At 55.8% G+C, this 353-nt stretch carries 1 protein-coding gene and 1 pseudogene; both read left to right on the top strand.

All coding sequences use genetic code 11. From position 1 onward, the window contains the following. Positions 1-189 (top strand): plasmid mobilization relaxosome protein MobC (gene mobC, locus DWY93_RS16325; protein WP_117472708.1); only part of this gene is annotated, 189 nt, incomplete at its 5' end. Further along, a pseudogene (locus DWY93_RS17700) lies at positions 161-353 on the top strand (relaxase); the annotation flags it as partial. The gene mobC and the pseudogene DWY93_RS17700, both read left to right, overlap by 29 nt.

Below are 353 nucleotides of genomic sequence, written 5' to 3'. Positions count from 1 at the left end.
ACCGCCGAATACGGCAGGATCGGCGGCAACTTAAACCAGATAGCCCGGACGCTGAACGAGTGGCACAGCCCCTACCCGCAGCTTGCCGGGGAGGTACGGGCGGCGGTTTCCGACCTTGCTGCCCTAAAGTTTGAAGTCTTGCAGAAAGTGGGTGACGCTGTTGGCAACATTCAAACATATCAGCTCTAAAAATGCTGACTATGGCGCAGCGGAAGCCTACCTCACATTTGAGCATGACGAGTTTACCATGAAGCCCACCCTTGATGAAAACGGGCGGCTGATACCGAGGGAGGATTACCGCATTTCTTCCCTCAACTGTGGGGGCGAGGATTTCGCTGTTGCCTGTATGCGGG

The organism is Clostridium sp. AF28-12 (genome assembly GCF_003435225.1).
Classification (GTDB): Bacteria; Bacillota; Clostridia; order Lachnospirales; family Lachnospiraceae; genus Pilosibacter; species Pilosibacter fragilis.
Note: the sequence above shows the minus strand (reverse complement) of the source record. Positions and strands in the feature narration are given on the sequence as shown.